The organism is Emcibacter sp. (genome assembly GCF_048269205.1).
Taxonomy (GTDB): Bacteria; Pseudomonadota; Alphaproteobacteria; order Sphingomonadales; family Emcibacteraceae; genus Emcibacter.
Genome location: NZ_JBLXJC010000004.1, coordinates 20,665 through 43,497, shown reverse-complemented (window position 1 = coordinate 43,497; position 22,833 = coordinate 20,665). Strand labels below are relative to the sequence as shown.

General features: G+C 56.2%; 26 protein-coding genes. 18 read left to right on the top strand and 8 right to left on the bottom strand.

Annotation, left to right across the window (positions count from 1 at the left end):
• Positions 1-5: 5 nt before the first annotated feature.
• Entirely contained in the window at positions 6-632 is a 627-nt protein-coding gene (gene coaE / locus ACN0YD_RS14000; RefSeq protein WP_417320829.1) for a dephospho-CoA kinase, read from the top strand.
• Entirely contained in the window at positions 625-1,308 is a 684-nt protein-coding gene (gene dnaQ, locus ACN0YD_RS13995) for a DNA polymerase III subunit epsilon (RefSeq protein ID WP_417320827.1), read from the top strand. Before coaE ends, dnaQ begins: the two co-directional genes overlap by 8 nt.
• A 73-nt stretch (positions 1,309-1,381) precedes the next feature.
• Here the strand turns inward: dnaQ and secB are convergent, their stop codons facing one another.
• Together secB and ACN0YD_RS13985 are read right to left on the bottom strand one after the other, a co-directional pair.
• Positions 1,382-1,903 carry a protein-export chaperone SecB gene (secB, locus tag ACN0YD_RS13990; protein ID WP_417320825.1) on the bottom strand — a complete coding sequence of 174 codons (522 nt, stop codon included), beginning with the start codon at positions 1,901-1,903 and terminating at the stop codon, positions 1,382-1,384.
• Between the two features lie 109 nt (positions 1,904-2,012).
• On the bottom strand, positions 2,013-2,486 hold the full coding sequence (locus ACN0YD_RS13985; RefSeq protein WP_417320823.1) for an FxsA family protein: 474 nt from the start codon (positions 2,484-2,486) through the stop codon (positions 2,013-2,015).
• Between the two features lie 209 nt (positions 2,487-2,695).
• Here ACN0YD_RS13985 and ACN0YD_RS13980 point away from each other — a divergent pair, with 209 nt between their 5' ends.
• From ACN0YD_RS13980 to ACN0YD_RS13965, 4 genes are read left to right on the top strand one after another with little or no spacing between them, the layout of a single operon-like run.
• Positions 2,696-3,397, top strand: coding sequence for a Tim44/TimA family putative adaptor protein (locus ACN0YD_RS13980; RefSeq protein WP_417320821.1), 702 nt, complete (start codon positions 2,696-2,698; stop codon positions 3,395-3,397).
• Positions 3,390-4,649 carry a murein transglycosylase A gene (locus ACN0YD_RS13975; RefSeq protein ID WP_417320820.1) on the top strand — a complete coding sequence of 420 codons (1,260 nt, stop codon included), beginning with the start codon at positions 3,390-3,392 and terminating at the stop codon, positions 4,647-4,649. Before ACN0YD_RS13980 ends, ACN0YD_RS13975 begins: the two co-directional genes overlap by 8 nt.
• Entirely contained in the window at positions 4,627-5,211 is a 585-nt protein-coding gene (locus tag ACN0YD_RS13970) for a Smr/MutS family protein (RefSeq protein ID WP_417320818.1), read from the top strand. The genes ACN0YD_RS13975 and ACN0YD_RS13970 overlap by 23 nt, the downstream gene beginning before the upstream one ends.
• A complete protein-coding gene (locus ACN0YD_RS13965) occupies positions 5,208-5,573 on the top strand; it encodes a helix-turn-helix domain-containing protein (RefSeq protein ID WP_417320816.1) in 366 nt (121 codons plus the stop codon). The genes ACN0YD_RS13970 and ACN0YD_RS13965 overlap by 4 nt, the downstream gene beginning before the upstream one ends.
• Positions 5,574-5,575: 2 nt before the next feature.
• On the opposite strand, the gene ACN0YD_RS13960 is transcribed toward ACN0YD_RS13965, so the two are convergent.
• The 3 genes from ACN0YD_RS13960 to ACN0YD_RS13950 are packed head-to-tail and all read right to left on the bottom strand — an operon-like array spanning position 5,576 to position 8,616.
• On the bottom strand, positions 5,576-6,850 hold the full coding sequence (locus tag ACN0YD_RS13960; protein WP_417320814.1) for an HlyC/CorC family transporter: 1,275 nt from the start codon (positions 6,848-6,850) through the stop codon (positions 5,576-5,578).
• 31 nt (positions 6,851-6,881) lie between these two features.
• Positions 6,882-8,015 carry a 3-dehydroquinate synthase gene (aroB, locus tag ACN0YD_RS13955; RefSeq protein WP_417320812.1) on the bottom strand — a complete coding sequence of 378 codons (1,134 nt, stop codon included), beginning with the start codon at positions 8,013-8,015 and terminating at the stop codon, positions 6,882-6,884.
• Positions 7,993-8,616 carry a shikimate kinase gene (locus ACN0YD_RS13950; protein ID WP_417320811.1) on the bottom strand — a complete coding sequence of 208 codons (624 nt, stop codon included), beginning with the start codon at positions 8,614-8,616 and terminating at the stop codon, positions 7,993-7,995. Before ACN0YD_RS13950 ends, aroB begins: the two co-directional genes overlap by 23 nt.
• Before the next feature lie 180 nt (positions 8,617-8,796).
• Between ACN0YD_RS13950 and ACN0YD_RS13945 the strand changes: the two genes are divergently transcribed.
• From ACN0YD_RS13945 to ACN0YD_RS13930, 4 genes are all read left to right on the top strand, one after another.
• Entirely contained in the window at positions 8,797-8,937 is a 141-nt protein-coding gene (locus tag ACN0YD_RS13945; protein WP_417320809.1) for a hypothetical protein, read from the top strand.
• 29 nt (positions 8,938-8,966) lie between these two features.
• The gene (locus ACN0YD_RS13940) at positions 8,967-10,913 is read left to right on the top strand and encodes a hypothetical protein (RefSeq protein ID WP_417320807.1); all 1,947 of its coding nucleotides are present in this window, start codon (positions 8,967-8,969) and stop codon (positions 10,911-10,913) included.
• Positions 10,914-10,922: 9 nt separating this feature from the next.
• Positions 10,923-11,849, top strand: a complete 927-nt coding sequence (locus ACN0YD_RS13935; protein ID WP_417320805.1) for a site-specific tyrosine recombinase XerD — start codon at positions 10,923-10,925, stop codon at positions 11,847-11,849.
• A 123-nt stretch (positions 11,850-11,972) separates the two neighbouring features.
• Positions 11,973-12,923 carry an acetyl-CoA carboxylase carboxyltransferase subunit alpha gene (locus ACN0YD_RS13930; protein WP_417320964.1) on the top strand — a complete coding sequence of 317 codons (951 nt, stop codon included), beginning with the start codon at positions 11,973-11,975 and terminating at the stop codon, positions 12,921-12,923.
• A gap of 33 nt (positions 12,924-12,956) precedes the next feature.
• Here ACN0YD_RS13930 and ACN0YD_RS13925 read toward each other — a convergent pair whose 3' ends face one another.
• Both ACN0YD_RS13925 and secA read right to left on the bottom strand, forming a co-directional pair.
• Positions 12,957-13,496, bottom strand: a complete 540-nt coding sequence (locus ACN0YD_RS13925) for a hypothetical protein (RefSeq protein WP_417320803.1) — start codon at positions 13,494-13,496, stop codon at positions 12,957-12,959.
• 96 nt (positions 13,497-13,592) lie between these two features.
• Positions 13,593-16,343, bottom strand: coding sequence for a preprotein translocase subunit SecA (secA, locus tag ACN0YD_RS13920; RefSeq protein ID WP_417320802.1), 2,751 nt, complete (start codon positions 16,341-16,343; stop codon positions 13,593-13,595).
• 227 nt (positions 16,344-16,570) lie between these two features.
• On the opposite strand from secA, the gene argJ reads away from it, so the two are divergent.
• Genes argJ through ACN0YD_RS13900 form a run of 4 tightly spaced genes read left to right on the top strand, consistent with a single transcriptional unit; the run spans position 16,571 to position 19,337 of the window.
• On the top strand, positions 16,571-17,812 hold the full coding sequence (gene argJ / locus ACN0YD_RS13915; protein WP_417320800.1) for a bifunctional glutamate N-acetyltransferase/amino-acid acetyltransferase ArgJ: 1,242 nt from the start codon (positions 16,571-16,573) through the stop codon (positions 17,810-17,812).
• 3 nt (positions 17,813-17,815) lie between these two features.
• Positions 17,816-18,355: a GNAT family N-acetyltransferase gene (locus ACN0YD_RS13910; RefSeq protein ID WP_417320798.1), complete on the top strand. Its 540-nt coding sequence runs from the start codon at positions 17,816-17,818 to the stop codon at positions 18,353-18,355.
• Positions 18,352-18,801: an 8-oxo-dGTP diphosphatase MutT gene (gene mutT / locus ACN0YD_RS13905; RefSeq protein WP_417320796.1), complete on the top strand. Its 450-nt coding sequence runs from the start codon at positions 18,352-18,354 to the stop codon at positions 18,799-18,801. Before ACN0YD_RS13910 ends, mutT begins: the two co-directional genes overlap by 4 nt.
• A 26-nt stretch (positions 18,802-18,827) precedes the next feature.
• Positions 18,828-19,337 (top strand): AAA family ATPase, encoded by a 510-nt coding sequence (locus ACN0YD_RS13900; protein WP_417320794.1) that lies wholly within the window; start codon positions 18,828-18,830, stop codon positions 19,335-19,337.
• Here the strand turns inward: ACN0YD_RS13900 and ACN0YD_RS13895 are convergent.
• Positions 19,334-20,281 carry a methyltransferase domain-containing protein gene (locus ACN0YD_RS13895; protein ID WP_417320793.1) on the bottom strand — a complete coding sequence of 316 codons (948 nt, stop codon included), beginning with the start codon at positions 20,279-20,281 and terminating at the stop codon, positions 19,334-19,336. The two genes, ACN0YD_RS13900 and ACN0YD_RS13895, sit on opposite strands and share 4 nt — an antisense overlap.
• Positions 20,282-20,353: 72 nt before the next feature.
• Between ACN0YD_RS13895 and ACN0YD_RS13890 the strand changes: the two genes are divergently transcribed.
• The 4 genes from ACN0YD_RS13890 to ACN0YD_RS13875 all read left to right on the top strand — a co-directional run bounded on the left by ACN0YD_RS13890 (position 20,354) and on the right by ACN0YD_RS13875 (position 22,824).
• Complete coding sequence (locus tag ACN0YD_RS13890) at positions 20,354-21,079, top strand: double zinc ribbon domain-containing protein (protein ID WP_417320791.1); 726 nt, start codon at positions 20,354-20,356, stop codon at positions 21,077-21,079.
• Between the two features lie 113 nt (positions 21,080-21,192).
• Positions 21,193-21,447, top strand: a complete 255-nt coding sequence (gene grxC / locus ACN0YD_RS13885; protein WP_417320789.1) for a glutaredoxin 3 — start codon at positions 21,193-21,195, stop codon at positions 21,445-21,447.
• A 23-nt stretch (positions 21,448-21,470) separates the two neighbouring features.
• Positions 21,471-22,298, top strand: a complete 828-nt coding sequence (locus tag ACN0YD_RS13880; protein WP_417320787.1) for a carbon-nitrogen hydrolase family protein — start codon at positions 21,471-21,473, stop codon at positions 22,296-22,298.
• A 19-nt stretch (positions 22,299-22,317) separates the two neighbouring features.
• Positions 22,318-22,824, top strand: coding sequence for a DUF1178 family protein (locus ACN0YD_RS13875; protein WP_417320785.1), 507 nt, complete (start codon positions 22,318-22,320; stop codon positions 22,822-22,824).
• Positions 22,825-22,833 lie beyond the last annotated feature (9 nt).

The following is a 22,833-nucleotide window of genomic DNA, read 5'->3' as shown; positions in this document are numbered from 1 at the left end:
GCGTGATGAAGAAAATAAAGAATAGTGGCTCTGTGATTATTGTCGGCCTGACCGGATCCATCGGTATGGGTAAATCGGAGACGGCCCGTATGTTCAGCTCTTTCGGTATCCCGGTATTTGATTCCGATGCGGAAGTTCACCGGCTGATGGGACCTGGCGGCGAGGCCGTTCCGCTGGTGGAACAATCTTTTCCCGGCGTGAGCGGCGAGCAGGGCATTGACCGGAAAAAGCTGGGGGCGCGGGTGTTCGGCGATGACAAGGCTCTGAAAAAGCTGGAAAAAATTCTTCACCCTTTGGTGGCCCGGGGCCGGGAAAAATTTATTCGCCGCATGCGGCAAAAGGGACATCATATTGTGGTGGTGGATGTACCGCTTTTATTTGAAACCGGTAGCGAGAAACAGGTGGACTATACCGTGGTCGTTTCGGCACCGGAATTTATTCAGAAAAGCCGGGTTATGGCCCGTCCGGGCATGACAGAAGATAGATTGCAGGCGGTGTTGGGCAAACAGATGCCGGACCGGGAAAAACGCCGCCGCGCAGATTTTGTGGTTCAGTCCGGCCTTGGCAAACGTCATGCCCGCGCCCAGGTAAAAGATATTATTCGACTGCTGGAGGAAGAGATCCATGCTTGAGATCGTATTTGATACGGAAACCACAGGATTTGATCCATTTAATGGCGACCGCCTCGTGGAAATCGGCTGTGTGGAAGTCAGGGACTTCATGCCCACCGGCCGTGTGTTTCACAAATATATCAATCCGGAACGGGACATGCCGTCCTCGGCTGAAGCCATTCACGGGCTTTCCGCAGATTTTTTGAAAGACCATCCGGTTTTTGCAGAAGTTGCCGAGGAATTCATCGATTTTGTCGGCGATGCCCGTCTTGTGGCCCATAACGCCGAATTCGATATGAAATTCATCAACTGGGAAATTGAAAACCTGGGTTTCAAATCCATTCCCATGAGCCGGGCAGTGGATACCCTGGCCATCGCCCGGCGGAAATTCCCCGGTTCCCCAAATACCCTGGATGCGCTCTGTAAAAGATTCAATGTGGATAATTCCGGCAGGATCAAGCACGGCGCGCTTCTGGATGCGGAGCTTCTGGCAGAGGTCTATCTGGAACTGATGGGGGGCCGGCAGACCGGGTTTTCGCTCTCGACCGGGCCCGAAGAGAAAAATGTGGTGGCCTCAGGAAAAGCCGAGCGCAAATACCGGGAACCCCGGCTGCATGCGCCGACCGACGAGGAGCTTGCCCGGCACAAGGCCTTTCTGGAGGAGATCAGGGAGCCTTTGTGGCTTGCCGGTGAGTAACAGAATGACCGACAGATAAAGAAAAGGCCCTCTTACAAGAGGGCCTTTTGATTTGTAAGCAGAGTGCCGCCAATCAGTTGACAGTAATGTCTTCCTGGGGGGCTTCAGCCTGTGCCTTGGCCTGCTGGACCTGCTGGGCGTAAAGACCGGCAAAATCGATGGGCTCCAGCATCAGCGGTGGAAAACCGCCGTCCCGGGTCGCGTCGGCGATAATCCGGCGCGCGAAGGGGAACAGCATCCGCGGCGCTTCAATCATCAGAAATGGCTGCAGAGCTTCCTGCGGCACGTTTTTGGCGCCGAACAGGCCTGAATAAACCAGTTCGACAACAAAAGCGGTGTCTTCACCGGCCTTGGCTGTACTGCTGATCTTCAGGTCAACTTCATAGACTTCCTCGCCGAGCTGGCGGGCGTTGAGATTGACATTGATGTCCATAGCCGGTTTTTCATTGGCCATTTTCTGCAGCGTCTGGGCAGGTGTCGGGTTCTCGAAAGAAAGGTCCTTGATGTACTGACCCAGAATCCCCACCTGGATTCCTTCCTGCTGGTTGCTTTCAGCGGCCTGCCCGGCCGGTTTGTTTTCAGATTCTTCTGACATACTCTATTCCCAGTTAAATTGTCATATATCCCATTAAAGGAGTCTGGCTAACATGGTTTGCCCGCAAGCACAAGGTGAACCTGCCTGCAGAGGGCAAAAATAGCGGTTTTTACCGCTTGTCGTTGCGGTCGTCGTTCAGTCGGGAGGATCCTTCGTCATCGTGCCGGTATTCACCGTCGATAATTGGCCCCCGGCCTGACCCGGGGCCCCTGCCATGACCGTAATAGTGAACCTCGATATTTTTAACGATCAGGCGGCCGAGAAAATTACGGACCGGCGTAATGGCAAGCAGCACGGCAATGCTGTCGGTGATAAATCCGGGCAGCAGGAAAAACAGTCCGGCGATCAGCAGGAAGAAACCATGGAAGATTTCCTCTATGGGGCTTTCACCATTCTGAAGGTTGCGGTGCATGCGCTGCATAACCTCGAACCCCTGCAGGCGGATCAGGTAAACGCCCAGAACGGCTGTCACGATCGTGGCGAGAAAGGCATTGAAGCCGCCAATGGCGTCGCCTACTTCCAGAAAAACAAGAAACTCCAGATAGGGAACGCTCAGAAGCAGAATAAGTATAAGAAGGGGCATAAAATATTTCCGTCGCTGGAATACAGGGCCTGGCGATATCCGGCCGGGTGAAGATATTTTTAATCCTGTATTCAAATAATGGCCGGTTCGTCCTATATATAGGACAACATATATGCAATAATTTCCCTTCGCCAAGGGTAAAGGGGAATATATGCGGGTCTTTCCGTTAATCGGGGGCCCGTCAAATGGGGGCATTATAGAGAAGAAGTATGGACAGTGGATCTGAAAATATCGAGCTGATTATCCTCGCCCTGATAGCGGCATTTATTATTTTTCAACTGCGCAAGGTCCTGGGTAGCCGGTCGGGCTATGACGGCTCCGACGAGGACGAGAAGGGCACCTTTGAACAGCGCAAGGACGGTGAGGACAATGTGGTTCCCATCCGTCGCGACAAAACCCGCGCCGGCGAAGACGATGAGACCGAGAGCGCCGGGCCGTCTGTCGGGGTGAAAAAAGATTCACCCTTTTACGATGCATTGTGCCAGGTCAGGGAAATCGACCGTAGTTTCACATTGGATATATTTCTGGATGGCGCGGAATATGCCTATGGCATGATTCTTGAAGCCTTCTGGAGTGGAAACAAGACCGATCTGCGTAACATGCTGAACAAGGAAGTCTTTGAACAGTTTACAAAAGTAATCGATGATATGAAGGCCGCCGGTCATCACTTTGACAATAAACTGATGGATGTGGAACGTATTGATCTGGAAGATGTCAATCTAACGGGCACCATGGCTGAAATTACTGTCAGATATACAGCCCATATGGTTCTGTCCACCAAGGACGAAGAAAACCGTATTATTTCCGGTGATGTAACCGAACCGGTCCGGGTGACGGACATCTGGACTTTCTGCCGGGATGTAAAAAGCTCCGATCCCAACTGGACATTGGTAGCGACCAGAAATGGCTAAGGGAATCCTGTCCCTAGGATTTTTTATCGGGGCAGGCTTGGGTCTGGCTGTCGGCCTTGCATTATTCATTGTCTATCCCGATCGGTCCGAACGGCTGGCTGAAAAGGAAGTCCTTCTGCAGAAGGATTATTCCGTTCTGCCGGTTTCGGCGCTTCCCGGCTGGTCCGGCGACGATCTGTCACCGGCGCTTGATGCGCTGGAAAAAACCTGTGAAAAATGGGCCGAACTGCCGGCAGAATATATTGTTTCCCAATCCCCTGTCGAGATGACTGTGGCTGACTGGATTACGCCATGTGAGGAACTTGCAGAGGCGGAAGCCCTGTCTTCCAGGGACTATTTTGAAAAACGTTTCAAGGCTGTGAAACTGACCGGTCCGGAGGGCGGCGAGGCAGAAAAAGGTCTTTTTACCGGCTATTTCAGTCCTGAATATGAAGGATCCCTCACGGCTTCGGAAGATTATGACGTTCCCCTCTATACCGTGCCTGATGACCTGCAGGTTCTGGATCTCGGGGATTTTGATCCGGAACTCAGGGGCCGGAAGCTGTTTGGCGAGGTGTCCGATGGGCGCTTTGTCCCGTACAAGGACCGCCGGCAGATCGAGAGCGGGTCTCTGGAAAACAGGGGCCTTGAACTGGTCTGGCTGAAACGGCCGGAGGATGCCTTTTTTCTGCATATCCAGGGGTCCGGTGTGATCCGGCTGGAAAACGGGGACCGGATCAGGGTCGGTTATGCGGCGAAAAACGGCCGGCCTTATCGCGCGGTGGGCAGGTTCCTGATCGAGGAAGGGGAAATCAGCCGCGAGGAGATGTCCATGCAGGCCATTCGGCGCTGGATGGTGGAAAATCCGGACCGGGCCCGGGAGCTGATGTGGCGCAATCCCTCCTTCATCTTTTTCCGGCACATGGATAGTGACGGTCCGGTGGGGTCGCTCGGGGTGACCCTTACTGCGGGCCGGTCCCTGGCGGTTGACCCGGCAAAAATGCCCATGGGCATACCGGTCTGGCTTGACCTGCAACCGGAAAATGCCGAAAACGGGCAGGCCCCGCTGCAAAGGCTGATGGTCACCCAGGACACGGGCAGCGCCATCCGAGGGCGGGTCCGCGGTGATGTCTTCTGGGGCATCGGGGACGAAGCCGGCCGGATTGCGGGCCGGATGAAGGAGACCGGCACCTATTATCTTCTTCTGCCGGAGAAGGTCGTTACAAGAATGGAACAGTCAGGGGAATCCAATGGCCAGAAGACCGCTGACTGAAGAGGAAAAGAAGCTCTGGTCTATCGTCACCAGGGATGTGAAAATCATTGATAACGGATACGCAACAAAAAGTTGCGAAGGCGAAACGAATGATCCGGGCCCGAATCTTCCCCCTCAAAAAAAGCCAAAAAACAGAAATCTCTCCACGCCTCAAGTAAAAAACCCCCCGCCGGAAGGCCGGGAGGTCTCGCCACCCCTGGCGGTTGATCACAACTGGCAGCAAAAGCTGCGTCGCGGACGGGCGCCGGTGGAAGGAAAAATTGATCTTCACGGCATGACACAGGACCGGGCCTACCGGGCGTTGTCATCATATATTTCGCGGGCGCGTAGCGGGGGCAAACGGGTTATTCTGGTCGTTACCGGCAAAGGCGGACCGAAAAGGGACCTGTCGTCGCTGTCCCAGCGGGAGTATGAAAACCGCCGGGGCGTTTTGCGGGACCAGGTGCCCAACTGGCTGTCCTCTGGCGAGTTGCGCCATTCTGTAGTATCTTTCTTTTCCGCCAACCGGGAACATGGGGGGGAAGGTGCCCTTTATGTCATTCTGAGAAAGGGGGACAGATGACACCTTTTGGCCGGAAAGTCCGGGAACTGAGAAAACAGAAAAATGTCAGTCAGAAGCAGATGGCGGGGGATCTCGGTGTCAGTGCCGCCTATCTTTCGGCTCTGGAACATGGTCACAGGGGGCGTCCATCCTGGGCGCTGGTTCAGCAGATCATCACATATTTCGACCTGATCTGGGATGATGCCGAGGATCTTGAGGAACTGGCCCGCCTGTCTCACCCGAAAATGTCTATCGATACCGCAGGGCTCAGTCCGGAAGCCACCAAACTGGTGAATATGCTGTCCCGGAACATCCACCGGCTTTCGCTGGAGGAAGTGAAAAATATCCTCAATTATCTTGAGAAAAAAGAAGAGCTTTCCTGATTTCAGCCTTCCAGCTGCTCCGGCAGGATGCGAATGGAGGTGATCTGGTTGCGCCGTCTTCTCAGGATTTCGAAGGTAAAGCCATTGATGGCAAACTTCTGGCCAGGCAGCGGAATGGCCTGGGCCAGGTCGATGATATAGCCGGCAATGGTGGTGGCTTCCTCGTCAGACAGAGTCCAGTTGAACTGCCGGTTGAGATCCCGGATCGGTGTGGTGCCTTCCACAATGATGGAGCCGTTTTTCAGTTCGCGGATACCGGTCTGGTGGGTGTCGTATTCATCGGTGATTTCGCCGACAATTTCCTCAAGAATATCCTCCAGCGTGGTGATCCCCATGAGCGCGCCATATTCATCCACCACCAGGGCGAAATGAAGTTTTCGGTCCAGAAAAGCGGACAGCTGCTCCTGCAGGCTTGTGGTTTCGGGAACAAACCAGGGCTTTTGTGTGATTTCTTCCAGGGTGATCTGTTCGAGCTGGCCGTCCCGGGCCTTCATGGCCCGAAGAAGATCCTTGGCATGGATCACACCGATAACATTGTCCGGGTCCTCTTTCCAGAGGGGCAATCTGGTATAGGGGCTCTGTACAACCTGATCGAGAATCTCCTGCAGGCTGTCATCCGCATTGATCATTTCCACATTTTTGCGGTGGACCATGACATCTTCCAGCTGGATGCTTTCCAGATCAAGGATGCTGGCCAGCATATCCTTGTGTTCCTTGACCAGGCCGCCTTCATGGGCCTGCAGGGAAATGGCGCCACGGATTTCATCATGGGGGGACAGGACGCGCTGCTGGTCGGTGATATCGATGCCGAATAGTTTCAGGGTCGCCCGGACCACAATCTGCACGGCGCGAACAGCCGGTGAAAAGATAAAGACAATAACCCGGATTATGGGCGCAACCGTCAGCGCCATGTTGTCCGGATTGGAAATGGCATAGGTTTTGGGCAGTACTTCCGCGAAAACCAGGACCAGCACAGTCATGGCCATGGTGGCGTAAACCACGCCGACATCGCCAAACAGCTGGATAAATACAGATGTGGCCAGCGCAGAGGCCAGAATATTGACCAGGTTGTTGCCAAGCAGGATTGCACCGATCAGGCTTTCCGCATCACCGATCAGCCGCTCGACCAGCGTCGCCCGTTTGTTGCCTTCCCGGGCCAGTTTGTGCATGTTTGAGGCAGAGGCAGCCGTCAGGCTTGTTTCCGACCCGGAAAAAAAACCCGAGAGCAGAATAAGAAACAGGATTGCAAGAGCGGTTATTATAAGTTCGGTTTCCATGGCGATCTGTATTGCGTTCCGTCTATATGGGTCAACAAAGGCTTAGTTCAAGTATTTCCCTGACCAGCTTCGGATCAACTTCCTGGGTCAGGAAGCCTTTACCGATTTCGGAGGCTAACACAAAAGTCAGTTTGCCGTCGGCAACTTTTTTATCTTGTGCCATATGTTCCATCAGACGATCAGCCGTCATGGTTACAGTACAGACGGGGTGATTTGTGCCGGATAGTCTGGCCGGCAGACCAACAGAGACCAGGTGGGTCGAAACCCTTGCGGCATCTTCTTCCGGGCAGCGGCCCATTTTCACAGACAGATCAAAGGCCATGGCCATGCCGATGGCGACGGCTTCACCGTGAAATATGGTGTCATTGTAGCCGCATTCTGCCTCGATGGCGTGGCCAAAGGTGTGACCCAGATTAAGGAGCGCCCGCTTGCCGGTTTCCTTTTCATCCTCGGCCACAATCCGCGCTTTTGCCGCGCAGCTCGTTTTGATGGCCTGGACCTGCTTTTCCCGGTCGCCGGCGATCAGGTCACGGCCATTCTGTTCGAGCCAGCTGAAGAAATCCCGATCCCCGATCAGGCCGTATTTCACCACCTCGGCATATCCGGCCAGAACCTGGCGTTCGGGAAGCGTGTCAAGAGTGGTCACATCGGCCAGCACCAGCCGGGGCTGGTGAAAACTACCGACCAGGTTTTTACCATGCGCCGTGTTGATACCGGTCTTGCCGCCAACCGAACTGTCCACCTGGGAAAGCAGGGTGGTCGGAATTTGTATGAAATCCATGCCCCGGCGCAGGATGCTGGCGGCAAACCCTGTCAGGTCGCCGATGACCCCACCGCCAAAGGCGATGACCATGTCCCTGCGTTCGAGCCGGCTTTCCAGAAGCTGCTCACACAGTTTTTCCAGTTGTAAGAAGCTCTTGGTGGCCTCCCCCGCCGGCAGGACAATTGTCTCAAAGTCGATACTACCGTCGCGCAGTGATTTTTCCAGGCGCGGCAGCTGGTGGCGGGCAACATTCTCGTCCGTTACGATTATGGTGCGCGGACGATGAAGAACGGGCCCGATATAGTCCGCTGCCCGGTCAAGAAGACCGCTGCCGATGATGATGTCGTAACTCCGCTCCCCCAGTTCCACGGAGAGCGTTTCAACGGATTGCGGGTTTGTCATCCTGTTTGCCTTTGTTTTTCAGTCTTTCTTCCGCCAGATAATGGTTCAGCTTGCGGATAATATTGTTGACTACCTCTTCATGGGCCCCTGCACCGCTTTCCACGTTAATATCTGCCTGTGCATAGACCGGGTATCTTTTTTCCGCAAGCTCCCTGAGGATTTGCTTGGGGTTCCCTTTCTGGAGAAGCGGGCGGGTATCCCGGCGCGAGGTCCGTTCCACAAGCAGCTCCACATCTGCGCGAAGCCATACGGTAACGGCCTTTTCCTTGAGCGTCTTTCTGGTGTCCTCGTCCATAAAGGCGCCACCACCGGTGCCCAGGACAATATTTGGACCGGTAATCAGCCGGTTGATCACCTTGCGCTCGCCGTCGCGGAAATCCTTTTCGCCGTATTTCTCGAAAATTTCACTAACCGTATGTCCGGCAGCCACCTCGATTTCCGCATCAGAATCCAGAAAAGGAATACCGAGCCGGCGGGCGAGGCGCATGCCGACGGTTGTCTTACCGGCGCCCATAAGGCCAACCAGGGCAATACTCCTGGTCAGGGGGTATCTCAATCTGGGGACGGGCTTTTTTCTGCTTTTTTTTCTTAATCTCTTCATTACGAATTTCTCTTAGCATGGCTTTGACCCTCTGGGAAGCCGGGAGATTGCGCAGTCATCAAATAAACATAATCTTCTTGCAGCTTTACGCCCCGGGATTGGGTCGCTAATATGATTTCCCGGACGAACGGCAGAGGCGCGTTCTGAAAATGAAACAAACGGCAGGGTAGAAGAAAACCTATGGGTAAATTCTGGTTAATTGTGATTATGTTGTTGATTTTCCTGATTGGTGGCGGGGCAGGTTACCTGATGACAACGGACATCCCGGCTCCGACCGAGCACACGGAAAAAGTTCTGCCAGACGACATGTTTCCAAAATAACCCCCTGATAAGAACCTGGACGAGTAGCTATGGCGAGGAAATTTCTGGTTAAATCCCTTTTGACGGGACTGGCGTGTGCTGCCTTTTCCCAGATTTCACTTTATCAGATTTCACAGGCACAAACTGCCCCGAAGACTGAAGTCCGTTCGCAGGTGGATGATTATCTGCCGGCTGATGCGCCGCCAAAATCCATATTGTTCCCGGAAGGCGACCCCGGCCCCTATTTTCCGTCCGGGGAGTCCGGTGCTGCCGCCTCTTCCGGCAGTGAAGGGTTGCCGGCCCCCCTTGAATCCACCGAAAACGGGGATGTCGTCATGTCCGATTTGCCCGGCCTGGACGGCGAAGTCCAGGTTTCAGAGCTTGGCGAGGAGGATCCCGCCTCCTTCGGCCTGATTACAGAAAACTCCGGCGGCTTTCCAAAAGATATGTGGACCGGAAGCAAGCGGGAAAAAATCATCCTGATGATGTCTGCGCTGCCGGCCGGCAGCCGCTCTCCGGTGATGAATAGCCTGACAAACCGGCTTTTGCTTTCTGCTGCTGCGGTGCCGGCGGCTGACAGACAGGCGACAAAAGAAAAACAGGCTCCTGCCCGGTCTTTCCTTGGGGCGCGGATCGCCGCAATCCGGGAGACGGGTGATTTGAAGAACCTGTCGTCCTTTTTTCAGATTTTGCCGGAAGGCACGCTTTTGCCGAGCCGGGAAGTGTCGGATATTCTTCTGCTGGCCGGTGATCTTTCGGCGGCCTGTCGCATGACCCGCCAGGCCATAGACGACATCAACCAGTCGTCTGAGAGACCCTACTGGCTGAAAATGCTGGCCTATTGCCGGGCCCTGGAAGGGAATGCGGAAGGCGCCGGGCTGGCGCTTGAGCTTCTTCAGGAAACCGGCGCGGCTGATTTTGCTTTTTTTGACCTGATCAACAAGCTGATTGCAGGTCCCAATGCGGCAAATAATGTCGTCTCCTACGGATACGGCAGTCTCGACCCCCTGACCTACAGCGTGCTTACGGCGCTGGGACAGCCTGCGGCAGTGGAACTTCTGGCCCAGTCTTCACCGCTTGTGCTCTATGCGGTGGCCGGGAATGCCAACCTGTCAAGGGAAGTGCGGCTGGAAGCCGCCTCCCGGGCTTACGAGCGGGGCTGGTTCCCTCTGAAAACCCTGCGCGCCATTTATAACCTGCAGGGATTTTCCGCTTCCGAACTGGACAGCGCCCGCACGCTTGCCTCTGTTGACGACACCGCGCTTGCCAATGTGTTGCTGTACCAGGCGGCCGCGAGGGCAGGAGAGCCACAGAGAAAGGCCGGGCTGCTGTCCTATATATGGGAGCGGGCGCTGGAAGACGGCAATCTCGCCCGTGAAGCTATTTTAAACGGGCCGACGGTGCGGACTCTTTCGCCGTCTGTGGAGCTTGTCCAGCATACCCACCATATTGTGAGGGCCCTCCTTCTGGCCGGCGACGTCAAGGAAGCCCGGGCCTGGTATGAATTTGTTCGTGGCCAGGCCTATGACGGCAATGCGGATGCCACAAAGGGCCTGGTGGATATCTGGCCGTTGATGCTGGTAAAGGACAAAGGCAGTTCCATTCCCTGGTCAGTTGATATTCTCGATCTGTGGTGGAACGGGCAGATGATATTGTCCCGGACGGAACGGGACAACAAGGCGGCCCTTTTGTTCAGCCTGGCCGACGCGCTGGGTCACCGGGTGCCGGAAGAAATGTGGCAGCAGGTGGGACCCGGTGCGGCCGAAGCCGGCGTTTACATGATCCAGCCCTCGGTCTGGCGCAGCCTGATTCAGGCGGCCCGGGACAATCGTTTCGGCGAAACTGTTTTGCTGTCGCTGGCGGCGCTTGGTCCGCAGGGGCCTGCCGCTCTTGATGGCACCGGCCTTAGTGCGGTGGTCCGGGCTCTTAAAACAGCTGGTCTGGAAGAAGAGGCCCGCAATATTGCCCTTGAGGCGCTTGCCTCCCGCGGCTTTTAAGACCGGTTGATGAAGGAACACCGCCTGATCAGCAGTTTTCTGGAAATGCTGGCGACGGAACGGGGGGCTTCGTCCAATACCCTTCAGTCCTATGAGCGCGATCTGCGCAAATTCGCCGAAACCGTTCCTGATATTTCTTTGCTTGAAATCGGAAGCGCCCACCTCCGGGAATATTTGACCGGACTGGAAAAGGAAGGGCTGGCGGCGAGCACCGCGGCCCGGAAACTTTCCTGTCTCAGGCAGTTTTTCAAATTTCTTCATGGTGAGGGGCTTCGTCCAGACAATCCGGCTCTTAATCTTGACTCACCGCGTCTCGGCCGGCCGTTGCCCAGATTGCTCTCTGAACAGGAAGTGGAACGATTGCTGGAAGCGGCCCGGCAACAGGCGGAAGATAAAGGCAATGTAAGGGCGCTGCGGCTCAGGGCGTTGGTGGAGCTTCTCTATGCCACCGGGCTCAGGGTCAGTGAACTGGTCAGCCTGCCGCTGGCGGCGCTGAGAAGCGGCCAGCCCTATCTTTACGTCAGGGGCAAGGGTGGCAAGGAACGGCTGGTGCCCCTGTCCGACCGCGCTCTGTCAGCGGCCGCCGATTATATCGCTGCCCTCACGTCGGAAGATGATAGCTTTCCCGACAATAAATGGTTGTTTCCGTCCCGGGCCAGCAAGGGCCATCTGACCCGCCACCGGTTTGCCCAGCTTCTCAAGGAACTGGGGGCGGACGCCGGTCTGCTGCCGTCCCGGCTCAGCCCCCATGTGGTCCGCCATGCTTTTGCCACCCACCTTCTGGCCAACGGCGCCGATCTTCGGGCAGTACAGAAAATGCTTGGTCATTCCGACATCAGCACCACCCAGATCTATACCCATGTTCTGGAAGAGCGCATGAGAAGCCTGGTGCAGCAGAAACATCCCCTTGCCCGCCGTGAACAGGACGGAAAATAACATGCCGGAAAGCTTATATGGAAACCGGACCTCTGCTGGAGGCCATTTTACCGTTTATTTTTCCGCATTCGGGGGGTATAAGAGCCTTCACTTGGAAATCTGTAGGAATAAATTCTGTCCATGCTGACTTATCTGGATTTTGAAAAACCCATAGCGGAGCTGGAAAGCCAGATCCGGGATATGAAAAACCTTGAAAGCGGGGATGAGCTGAATATCTCCGAGGAAGTTACCCGTCTGGAAACCAAACTGGACAAACTTCTCAGGGAGACATACAGCAGACTCAGTCCCTGGCAGAAGATCAAGGTGGCCCGTCATCCAAACCGGCCCCATTTCCCCGATTATATTTCTGCCATGGTTACCGATTTCATGCCGCTGGCAGGGGATCGCAACTTTGCCGACGATGCGGCCATTACCGGCGGTCTCGGCCGGTTCAAGGGTCAGTCTGTCATGGTGATCGGCCATGAAAAGGGGGATGACACCCAGAGCCGTATCAAGCATAATTTCGGCATGGCCCGGCCCGAGGGCTATCGTAAGACAATCCGCCTTTTCAAAATGGCCGAACAGTTTGATATTCCGGTCATTACCCTGGTGGATACCCCCGGCGCCTACCCCGGTATCGGGGCCGAGGAGCGGGGCCAGGCGGAAGCCATCGCCCGGTCAACCGAGGCCTGCCTGTCTTTGCGGGTACCTCTGGTCAGCGTGATCGTCGGTGAAGGGGGCTCGGGCGGTGCGGTGGCGCTGGCGGCCGGCAACCGGATCCTGATGATGGAACATGCGGTTTACAGCGTGATCAGCCCCGAGGGCTGCGCCTCGATCCTGTGGCGCACCGCCGACAAGGCGGAAGAAGCGGCCACGGCGCTGAAAATCACCGCCCAGGACCTGCTGAAACTGAAAGTGATCGACGAGATCATTCCCGAACCTGTTGGCGGCGCCCACCGGGATCATGACAAGACCATGGAGTCCCTCAGCAAGGGCATTGACCAGGCGCTGACCGATCTGTCCGCTCTATCCGCGGACAAGCTCAAGGAACTGCGCCGGGAAAAATTCCTCAACATGGGCAATGTGGGTCTTTAGGCCAATACTATCGACCCCTGATATCTGATTTAGTCAACACTCATCGCTGAAGTAGTTCATGAAGCAATCATCTGTAGCGGCTTTTACTGCAAAAGCCGCCGTGAGCAAAAGAAGGGTACCTCCGACAATCACAAGGCCAAGCCCTATATAGGAAGTCTCTTTTTCTTTTTTCTCTTCACCGGGCGCAGGCTTGTCCACACCTCCACCGGCATAAAGCGTGCCGTTGCGATAGGTCAGGGACGGTTGTCCTGCAAGGGTCAGGTTATTAAAGCCAGCTTCATTGAAATTGAGGGACAGGAGGTCGGCCTGTATTCTGGCAAGCTGCGGATTGAACTGAACCGCAGGGTCCTCCCACAGGCTTTGCCGGGCATAGCTATTTTCCATGGACAGCCTGAGGCCGTATCTGGGGCCGGCCTTGTCAGGATTGGTCTCTCCCAGCGGTATTTTGAAATAGACGCCGACCATGCCGCTGCGCTGGTAGAGATCATCGGTTGAGGCAACGGCCTGCAGAGAGGTTGTTGCAACAATGAGGCAGGATAGAAATGAACAGAAAAAGATCCGTACAAATGACATTTGTTTCCCCCAATTTGTAATAGATTACAAACAGCTATTTTGCACAAAAAGAGGGACGGCGCAACTTTTTAAAGAAAGCCGGGATCTGGCTCAGTTTCAGATTGTTCCGTGGCAGTGTTTGTATTTTTTACCTGAACCGCAAGGGCAGGGATCGTTGCGGCCAACTTTCGGGACAATTTTTCCGTGGCAGTTCTTGTATTTCTCGCCCGATCCGCAGGGACAGGGTGAATTGCGCGGCACACTGCTCCAGGTTTTGGGGTCGCGGGGATTGATGCCGCCGCTATAGGCGTCGTTTTCACCGGTGGTGGCGTCAATATGACTGGTCTGCAGTCCTTCCAGTTCGGGCTCCGGCAGGTCCGGCACCGGGTCTTCCCGATGGATCTGGATGTGGGACATGAGCATGACCACATTTTCCCGGGTCCGGGACAGCATGTCCTCGAACATGGCGAAGGCTTCGGTCTTATATTCATTCAGCGGGTCGCGCTGACCATAGGCACGCAGCTGGATGACCTGGCGCAGATGATCGAGCTGGGCCAGATGTTCCTTCCAGTGGCTGTCGATACTTTGCAGCAGGATCTGTTTTTCCACCTGTTTCATGACGTCGGCGCCGATTTCGGTGATGCGGTCCTGCATGAATTTGTCGGTAGCTTCAACCAGCCGGTTTTCAAAAGCCGGGGCGTCAATACCTTCTTCGCCGGCCCAGTTCTCCACATCGAAATCCTGTCCGAACAGGCGCTGCAACTCCACGGACAGTCCCTTTGTATCCCATTCCTCGGGATAGGCGCGGGCTGGAATGTGCTCAGCCACAAGATCCTCCAGCGTTTCATGACGCATATCCTCGACGGTATCCGTCACATCCTCGGCGGTCATGACCTCCTTGCGCTGCTCGTAGATGGCCTTGCGCTGGTCGTTCATCACATCGTCGAACTTGAGCAGGTTCTTGCGGATTTCATAGTTGCGGGCCTCGACCTTCTGCTGGGCCCGCTCGATGGCGCGGTTGATCCAGGGATGGACGATGGATTCGCCTTCCTCCAGACCGAATTTCTGCATCAGGCTGTCCATGCGTTCGCCGCCGAAGATGCGCATCAGGTCGTCTTCCATGCTGAGGAAGAAGCGGGACTGGCCCGGGTCGCCCTGACGGCCGGAACGGCCGCGCAGCTGATTGTCGATACGACGGCTTTCATGTCGCTCGGTGCCGATGACGCAGAGTCCGCCGGCTTGCTTGACGATTTCCTTGTCACGCTCGATTTCAGCAGAGATTTTCTCGGCCGCTTTCTGCCGGGCATTTTCCTCGATTTCGGAAACTTCCCGTTCAAGACGCATGTCCAGGTTGCCGCCAAGCTGGATGTCGGTACCGCGTCCGGCCATGTTGGTGGCGATGGTCACCGCACCGGGCCGGCCCGCCTGGGCGACGATATAGGCCTCCTGCTCGTGGAACTTGGCGTTCAGCACATTATGTGTGATTTTGCGTTTCTTCAGCAAGGCGGCGAGATACTCGGACTTCTCAATGCTCACTGTACCGACCAAAACCGGCTGCTGGCGTTTCTGGCAATCTTCGATCACGTCGATGATGGCGTTGAACTTTTCTTCTGCCGTCCGGTAGACCTCGTCATCCTCGTCCTTGCGGGCCACCTCTACATGGGTTGGCATTTCCACCACTTCCAGACCATAGATGTCGGCAAACTCGTCGGCTTCGGTGGCCGCCGTACCGGTCATGCCGGCCAGTTTATCGTACAGCCGGAAATAATTCTGGAAGGTGACGGAGGCCAGGGTCTGGTTCTCGGTCTTGATTTCCACGCCTTCCTTGGCTTCCAGGGCCTGGTGGAGGCCGTCTGAATACCGCCGGCCTTCCATCATGCGCCCGGTGAACTCATCAATGATGATCACCTGGTCGTCCTTGACGATATAATCCTTTTCCGCCTGGAACAGCTTGTGCGCCTTCAGCGCCTGGTTGACGTGATGGACAACGGCCACATTGCCGTAATCATACATGCCGCCTTCGATGAGGCCGGCGTCCTGAAGAATTTGCTCCAGATGCTCCATACCTTCTTCGGTAAGGCTGGTATTGTTGGATTTTTCATCGACCTCGTAATCCTCTTCGTTGAGGCTCGGGATCAGTTTGTCGATGGCCACATAAAGTTCCGACTTGTCCTCGGTCGGCCCGGAAATGATCAGCGGGGTACGGGCCTCGTCAATCAGAATGCTGTCCACCTCGTCGACGATGGCATAGATCGGATCGCGCTGGACCATGGCGTCCGGGTGAAATTTCATATTGTCGCGCAGATAGTCAAAGCCAAGCTCGTTGTTGGTGGCATAGGTGATATCGGCCGCATAGGCCGCTTTGCGGGATACTTCATCGAGGTTGGGGACGATACAACCGACAGTCAGGCCGAGGAATTCGTATACCTTGCCCATCCACTGGCTGTCGCGCTGGGCCAGATAGTCGTTGACCGTGACCACATGGACACCTTTGGCGGGCAGGGCATTGAGATAGGCGGCGAGTGTGGCCACCAGGGTTTTACCCTCACCGGTTTTCATCTCGGCGATTTTGCCTTCATGCAGGACGATACCGCCGATCAGCTGTACGTCATAGTGTCTGAGGCCAATGGCCCGTTTGGCGGCTTCACGCACCACGGCAAAGGCCTCGGGCAGCAGGCTGTCCAGGGTGGCGCCGTCTTCCAGGCGGGCGCGGAACTCGGCGGTTTTGCCGCGCAGGTCTTCATCACTGAGGGAGCTGATGCTTTCCTCAAGGGCATTGATGGCTTCGATCCGCGGCTTCAGGCTTTTGACGTAGCGATCATTGGAAGAACCGAAAATTTTTCTGGCAATTTTGCCCATTCCCAACATGGTTTAATTCCTCGCGGCCCCTGCGGTATTATCCCCTCCGGCCTTTTTATATCCTTAGACGTTTAGCACAGATAAGTCGGTGCAGGTGCCCTGTCAATGATTCATCAGTCTTATTTGCCCGCAAAGGGGCAGAATTTTTCATATTCTGCTATATGCTTTTGTTCACATGTTTTATACAGGCCTCTGTAGCATGAAATATGTGACCAGTTGTTTAAGGTTGGAAAAAAATGGCGACTGAATTCAAAAAATCTCCTCTGGCACCGGAAAAATTTCCGGATATGCCGATTATTGACGGTGCTGAAATTGGCACGGCGGCGACGGGCCTGAAATACAAGGAACGGGATGACCTGCTTCTGATCCGGTTTCCGGAAGGGGCTTCTGTGGCTGGTGTCTTTACCAAATCCAAAACCCGGTCGGCGCCGGTGGACTGGTGCCGCGATTGTCTCAGGAGTGAAAAACCTGCCCGGGTGTTGCTGGTCAATGCGGGCAACGCCAATGCCTTCACCGGCCGGGCCGGGGATGAGGCCATGCAGAAATGTATTGAAACCGCCGCCGGGGCGACCGGTGCAGACCGGGACCAGGTTTATGTCTCCTCCACCGGGGTGATCGGCGAGGTGCTGCCGGCGGACAGGATGCTGGCACATATCGAGGCGGCGGCCAAAGCGGACGCAGGCTGGGAGCAAGCGGCGGATGCCATCCGCACCACCGATACCTTTGCCAAGGGGGCAACCCGCCATGCGGTCATCGACGGCCGGGAGACGGTGATCAACGGCATCGTCAAGGGCAGCGGTATGATTGCCCCGGATATGGCCACCATGCTGGGGTATGTATTTACTGATGCGGATTTGCCATCGGTTGTTTTGCAACAGATCCTCAGCGAAACGACGGGGCCGTCTTTCAACAGCATCACGGTGGATAGCGATACCTCCACTTCGGACACGGTATTGGCCTTTGCCACCGGCAAGAGCGGCGCCGGCGCTGAAATCTCTGATGCCAGTGACCCGCGGCTTGCGGACTTCAGGGCGGCCTTTCAGGATCTGATGACCGATCTGGCCCACCAGGTGGTCCGGGACGGCGAAGGCGCGACCAAATTCATTAAAATCACTGTGGAAGGCGCAGAGGATGACCGGGCCGCGAAAGTTATAGCCCTCAGCATCGCCAATTCACCGTTGGTTAAGACTGCCATTGCCGGGGAAGATGCCAACTGGGGCCGTATTGTCATGGCCGTGGGCAAGGCGGGGGAAGCGGCCGACCGGGACAAACTGATCATCGAAATTGGTGGTCAGCGGCTGACCGAGGCGGGAATGGCGGCGCAGAACTATGATGAGGAGGCCTGTACTGCCCATCTCAAGGGTCAGGACATCGATATCTTCGTGGATGTGGGTGTGGGCGGCCCGGGGAAAGCCATAGTCTGGACCTGCGATCTCACCCATGCCTATATCGATATTAATGCGGACTACCGGAGCTAGGGGATGATCCGAACGATTGAAACAGACCGATTGAGGTTAAGGCCTTTCGAGCCGGGGGATGCTGCCGGACTGTCGGCAATCCTGTCGGACTGGGAAGTCACACGCTGGCTCAGCACCAATGTGCCTTTTCCCTTTTCCGAGCAGGACGGGCAGGAGATGATCCGGGCCCGGGCAGCAGACTGGGACGCGGGTACAGGGGCGTCTTACGGGGTGTTTGACCCGGCAAGCGGGGAACAGCTTGGCGGCGTGAGGGTCTTTGCTTTCGATCCTGTGAGCGAGATTGGTTACTGGCTAGCGCGAGAGACCTGGGGAAAAGGTTACGGTTCCGAAATATTAAAGGCGGTGGCCTCGGCCTGCTTTACCCACTCGCCCATAGAGCAGATCGTCGCCCAGACCTCGGCCGACAACAAAGGATCGCAGCGGATTCTGGAGAAAGCCGGCTTTATTCACGAAGGGCAAACCCCTGATGAATTCGCCCGTTGCGGCCACGAGCATGGTTGCGGGGAGTTTTATCGGCTGAAAAAAGAAGACTGGCAACGATGACTGAAGAGAAACTCTGTCCCGATGTGCCGAACCGGCCGACCGGTCCCCTGCCGGTTACCACCGTGGCGGCGGTGATCATGGTCGATATTGACGGTCGTATCCTGTTGGCGCAACGCCCGGAAGGCAAAAGCATGGCGGGCCTCTGGGAATTCCCGGGCGGCAAGCTTGAAGGTGGTGAAACCCCGGAACGGGCGCTGATACGGGAACTGAAGGAAGAGCTCGACATTAATATTACCGAGGCCTGTCTTGCGCCCTTCACCTTTGCGTCTCATAGTTATGAGAAATTTCACCTGCTGATGCCCTGTTTCCTGTGCCGTCGCTGGGACGGCATCGTCCGTGGCCTGGAAGGCCAGGCTCTTAAATGGGTCCAGATCAATGACCTCAGGGATTATCCCATGCCGCCGGCGGATGAACCACTGATTGCCATGATCCGGGACTTTCTGTAAGCAACCCAACTACTTGGAGATAAAGTATGTCCAAGACAACTTATCTGGTGCATTTGGTGGCCGGGTCCACCGGTGCCGGGAAAACCACCTATTCCCTTAACCTGTGCAAAAAGCTGGACGCCATTCATTTTGCCATTGATGAATGGATGTCGGCATTGTTCTGGATGGACAGCCCTGACCCCATCAATCATAGCTGGGCCATGGACCGGATTGGCCGCTGTGAGGCGCAGATCTGGTCAATGGTGACGCGGCTGGCGGCACGGGGTGTCCCGGTGGTGCTGGACCTGGGTTTCACCCGGCGCGATCACCGGAAGAAATTTGCAGACCTCGCCCGAAAGGCAGGGTTCCCCCTGCAACTTCATTTTGTCGATGTGCCGGCGGAGGAACGCTGGCGGCGGGTGCAGAAAAGAAATACGGAGAAGGGTGATACCTATGCCATGGAGGTCACCCGGGAGATGTTTGATTTCATGGAAAAAATCTGGGAAGCGCCGGATACGGCCGAGATGACGACTTTAAACGGTGTGCGGGCGGGTTAATTCCCCGCTTTCTCGCCAGCGCCCTGCTCCTTGACCCCCAGGGCATCGGCGAGGCGCATCTTGGCGCTGCCGGGCTTCAAGGGTTTCTGCTGGCTTTCATGGGGGGCCCAGCCCATCAGATAGAGGATATCAAAGGTCACCTTTATGCGGCCGCGGTCGTCGGCGAACAGGTCGTGATAGACCCGGGCCGTTTCCATGATCATTTCCCGGCTGGAAAAGCCTTTGAACTTTTTGTTGAGCGCATTGCCCTCGCCCATGCCGCGAAGCTCCGTCATCAGCGACAGGGCGTCCTTGTAGGTGACCGTGATCCGGTCCGTATCCACTACCGGCAGGGCGAAGCCGGCCCGCTGCAGCAATGATCCCGCATCCCGCACATCGACGAAGGGGCTGACATGGGGGGCGGCGCCCTTGTCCATGTTGATCTCCGCCTGCATCAAGCTTTGCCTCAGTTCGGTGAGCGTCTCCCCGCCGAATATGGCGCCGAGGAACAGGCCGTCGGGTTTGAGGCTATTGCGGATCTGCAGTAACGAGCCCGGCAGGTCATTGACCCAGTGCAGGCTCAGGTTGGACAAGACCAGGTCCAGGCTTTCGGTCTGGTAGGGCAGGAATTCCTCGTCCCCCTGAACCGACAGGCCGCCGGTGTACTCCAGCATCTTGCGGGACAGGTCCTGGCGGATCAGAAGGTCCGGCTCTTTTTTCAGCAGGTGCGCCGCCATCTCCCCCCGGTGGCAGCCGAGATCGAGAATTCTTGTGAAGCTGCGGTTCACATCCAGCAGCTTGTCATAGAGCCGGTCGGCCACTTCCCGGAACAGGAAATCATGGTTCTCAAAAATCCCTGCCGCCCGGTCCCGGTGCAGGCGCACCTGATGGCGATCGAAAATAACCGCCGTCTGCGGGGCGAAAGGATTTTGATCTTTCTTGTCGGACCAGTCGCTGTTTGTCATACTGCCTGTATGACATCTTTCGGGGTTCAGGAAAAGCGATTTTCAGAGCGGATATCCGCCGGGCGGCTGCTTATGGCGGCGGGAGGCCGGCTGCTTGATCTTGTGCTGCCGCCCCGCTGTCCCGGCTGCGGTGATTTGCTGCCCGAAGCCGGAAAGCTTTGCGCCGCCTGCTGGTCTTCCCTCGGTTTTCTGTCCGGTCCCGCCTGCAGCTGTTGCGGGTTTCCCTTTCCCCATGACAAGGGCGGGGAGGTGCTGTGTGGCGTCTGCCAGGCGCAGGACAGGCATTTCGACCGGGTCCGTAGCGCCCTCATCTATGACGGGGGGAGCCGGCCGCTGCTTCTGGGCTTCAAACATGGTGACCGCACCGATCTCGCCCCCTTTCTGGCGGATCTTCTTTATCTTGCCGGGCGGGAGCTTCTGGCCGACAGTGACCTGATTCTGCCGGTGCCGCTGCATCCCCGGCGCCTGCTCCGGCGGCGCTATAACCAGGCGGCGCTTCTGGCCGGCAGGCTGGCGCATAAATATGGCCTGCCCCGGGAAAACCTGCTGCTCCGGCGGCACAGGGCGACCACCCCCCAGGGCGGCAACTATACGGCCCGGCAGAAAAACGTCCGGTCGGCTTTCTCCATTCCGGAAAGATATCGGGACCGGGTGCAGGGACGCCGTATTCTGCTGGTGGATGATGTTTATACCACCGGTGCGACATTACAAAGTTGCGCCAGAGAACTTAAAAAGCGTGGCGCGGAGAAGGTTTTCGGCCTGACCGTGGCCCGTGTGGTGCGGCCGGGAATGTTGTAAAGGTGGATATGTGGCAGGGTGAACATTGAAAGCCCCATTCTGCCGCAATATATAAGAAACAGAAACAAGAGCCTTGTCCCCCGCGGGACAGCCTGTCAGGAGTTTGGAAATTTATGGCTAAAATAACACTCTATACCACCATGTTCTGTCCCTATTGCATCCGGGCGAAAAAGCTGCTCAAGTCCAAAGGGCAGGAGTTTGAGGAAATTGACGTGGGTGAACATCCCCGCGAACGGGCGGTAATGATGGAGCGGGCCCACGGCGCCCGCACGGTGCCGCAGATTTTTATCGGTGACAAACATGTGGGTGGTTGTGACGACCTTTATGCTTTGGAGCGTGAAGGCAAGCTTGATCCCCTGCTGGCCTGAATAAACGAGGGAAAACCACAGAGATGAGCGGCGATAAATTCACCATCGGTCTTGTGCAGATGACCTCCGGCAATGTGGTGGCGGAGAACCTTGCGGTTGCCGAAGGCTTTATCCGTGAGGCCGCTGCCGGCGGTGCCGGTCTGGTGATGACACCGGAAATGACCCCCCTGCTCGAGCTCGGCCGGAAGGCCCTGATGGAGAAAATCCATTCCCAGGCAGAGGACCCGGCAGTCGAACATTTTGCCGCCCTGGCCAAAGAGCTGGGCATCTGGCTGATGGTCGGGTCCATGCCGATCCTCGAGGGGGAAAAGGTGGCCAACCGCTGTTTCTTTTTTGGGCCGGACGGCGCGCTGAAGCACACTTATGACAAAATTCATATGTTCGATGTGGACCTGCCGAACGGGGAGCAATACCGGGAAAGCCGGGCCTATCAGGCGGGGGACAAGGCGGTCCTGGCGGATATGCCCTGGGGCCGGATGGGGCTGACCATCTGTTATGACCTGAGATTCCCCCATCTCTACAGAAAACTTGCTAAAGCTGGGGCGACCATGCTATCTGTGCCGGCTGCATTTACAAAACAGACCGGGGAAGCGCACTGGCATACCCTGCTCAGGGCGCGGGCCATCGAAAATGGCGCTTTTGTCTTTGCCCCGGCCCAGACCGGCTGTCATGCCAGTGGCCGGGAAACTTTCGGACACAGTCTGGTGGTCGATCCATGGGGCCGCATTCTGGCGGACGGCGGCGCCGGGCCCGGCGTGAGCCTGGCAGAAATAGCTTTAACGCTGGTCGAAAAAGCGCGGGCCAATATTCCCTCGCTGCAGCATGACCGGCACTTTGAAGATCCGGCCTGAGCCGGATCGGGAAAATAGAATGATAGTATTTGATTTGAAATGTGCGGAAAATCACGTGTTCGAGGCCTGGTTCAGGAGCAGCGAGGCCTATAAGGAACAGGCCGCCTCCGGCCAGATTATCTGTCCGCACTGTGGTGACAACCATATCAGCAAGTCTGTTATGGCGCCGAATATTTCTGCCAAGAGCAACCAGACTTCTGTGGAACATTATGAAGAAGAGATCCCCCTTTCCGCCGTGCCGGTATCTGCAAGCGTCGGAGTACCGGACAATCCGGAAATCAGCGCTGACGACGTAAAAAGAGCGGCTGAACATATGCATGAAGTCATGGCCAAATATCGCAAGTTTGTCGAAGAGAACTGCGAGGATGTCGGCGATAATTTTGCCGAAGAAGCCCGCAAGATCCATAACGGCGAATCCGAAGAGCGCGGCATTTACGGCGAAACCACCCTCGAGGAAAGCCAGGAACTTCTGGAAGAGGGCATCGATATCTTCCCGGTTCCCGGTGCGGGAAAACTGGACAGCTGATCGTCTGGC